This window comes from Dietzia sp. SLG310A2-38A2 (genome assembly GCF_014145095.1).
Classification (GTDB): Bacteria; Actinomycetota; Actinomycetes; order Mycobacteriales; family Mycobacteriaceae; genus Dietzia.
The window spans coordinates 1-1,833 of record NZ_JAALDX010000245.1 but is presented as its reverse complement, the minus strand read 5'-3'; the positions used below and the strand labels follow the sequence as shown (position 1 = coordinate 1,833).

The 1,833-nt window shown below is 69.5% G+C and carries 2 protein-coding genes; one reads left to right on the top strand and one right to left on the bottom strand.

The features are described 5' to 3' along the window. Positions 1-171 precede the first annotated feature (171 nt). On the bottom strand, positions 172-1,191 hold the full coding sequence (locus G6027_RS09080; protein ID WP_182636891.1) for a mechanosensitive ion channel domain-containing protein: 1,020 nt from the start codon (positions 1,189-1,191) through the stop codon (positions 172-174). A gap of 90 nt (positions 1,192-1,281) precedes the next feature. Between G6027_RS09080 and G6027_RS09075 the strand changes: the two genes are divergently transcribed. Continuing rightward, a partial coding sequence (locus G6027_RS09075; protein ID WP_182636890.1) for a PspC domain-containing protein occupies positions 1,282-1,833 on the top strand: 552 nt, incomplete at its 3' end.

Sequence of the window (1,833 nt, the reverse complement as noted above, 5' to 3'; positions counted from 1 at the left end):
AGCCCCGCGCACACGCCGGCGACCACGGACCCGTCGGAGATCCTGGTCAGCGGCGGATACCACCGGAACCCGGCCGGCTGCACGGCGGTCACGGGCGGCCGTGGAGCGACCGGCGGTCGCGGCGCGGGGGCCGATACCTGATCGGTCGCGTTCTCACTCATACCGCCATGGTCACAGATCGTGACCCCGAGAGGTATCGGGGATCTCCCCCGGTTCGCCCGTCCCGGGAGCGGTCCCACCCACCGCACGGATGTCGTAGGCCACGCTCGCCGGGGTGATCCCGGACTCCTTCAGCCCGGCCACCAGGTCGCGGGAGATCGCGTCCTTGACCGCCCGCGCCCCGTGACTGCCGACGACGAAGCGGACGGTCACGAGGATCCAGTCCTCCTGCAGGGAGATGAAGACCTGCGGTCCGAACTCGCGGACGTCGACAGCGTAGACGCGGCTCATCCGCTGCATGCTCGCCATCGCCTCGTCGCTGAGTTGGCGCGTGTGCCGGTCGGCGCACGCGGAGAACATCTCGTCCACCGCGCGCAGATCCACGTCGAAGGGGAGGTTGACCGAGATCTCCTCCCAGAGGAAGGGGAAACCGCGGGAGTAGTTGAAGACGGCCTCGTCGAAGATCACGCCGTTGGACACGGTCACGACCCGCCCGGTGAACTGGCGGCTCGGTACCCAGTTCCCGGTCTCCGATCCGGTCATGGAGGACGGGGCCCCCATCTCCATGACGGTCGTCCGCAGGAAGCCCAGTGACATCACGTCACCACGCACCCCGCCGACGGCGATCCGGTCACCGACGGCGAAGACCCTGCCCCGGAGGATGACGAAATACCCCGCGAGACTCGCGATGACCTTCTGCAGGGCGAAGGCCAGCCCTGCGGTGACGAGCCCGATCCCCACGGTCAGGTCGGTGCCCGGCGTCACCCAGATGGAGAAGAGCCCCAGCACGGCCACGACCGCGGTGAGGAGTTGCAGGCCCTGTTTGGTCCAGAACCTGGATGCGGACCCCGCAGGACCGGTGACCGTCCGCATGACCGTCCGCGACGCGGAGTTGAACAGCGAGAGCACCACCAGCAGCACCACGCTGAGGAGCACTTTGAGGACGGTGCGGCCGCTGACGCCGACCATCGTCACACCGAAGAGCCGCAGAGGGTCGTCGGAGCTCAGGAATCCCACGACGGTGTCGACCATGCAGCCATCATCCCTGCCGGGTGCTCTCAGGGTCGAATATCAGGGTCGGCCCCCGATGTGGAAAGACGGCCCGCCCACCACGATGGAGTCATGTCCTGCACCAGCACCCACGACGTCCCATCAGAGCTCCGCTCCCTGTGGCGGACCCGACCCGTCCGGACCCCGGACGACGCCAAGATCGCCGGCGTCTGTGGCGGCTTCGGCCGTCGCTACGGGGTGGACCCCGTCCTCTTCCGCATCGCCTTCGTGATCGCCGCACTCTGGGGCGGGGCCGGGGTGTTCCTGTACGCACTGTTGTGGCTGCTCCTGCGCTCCGCCGGAGACGAGGCCTCCAAGGGGGAGGCGTTGATCGGGAAGGGCCGGGCATCCGGCTCGAAGATCACGGCAGTGGTCCTCGTCGTCGTCGTCCTCCTCAGCGCACCCACCTTCGGTGGTTCCGGGGAGAGCCTCGTGGTGGGGGCCGGGTTCCTCATGGCCGTCGCCATGCTCGCCGGCTGGTACGGCCTCCACCGCCGCACCCCCGTGCCACCGGCAGGGTGGTCCGAGGTATCGAACGTGCGGCCACCCTCGCCGAGTACCGGCGCCGGCCGAACCTCCGGGGCGTCGCAGGAGCCCGGCTCCGGGCCCGGCGCCCCCTACGGC

Excerpts from the sequence above, each read along its gene's own strand:
- G6027_RS09080 (WP_182636891.1), bottom strand. The coding sequence starts at position 1,191 with ATGGTCGACACCGTCGTGGGATTCCTGAGCTCCGACGACCCTCTGCGG.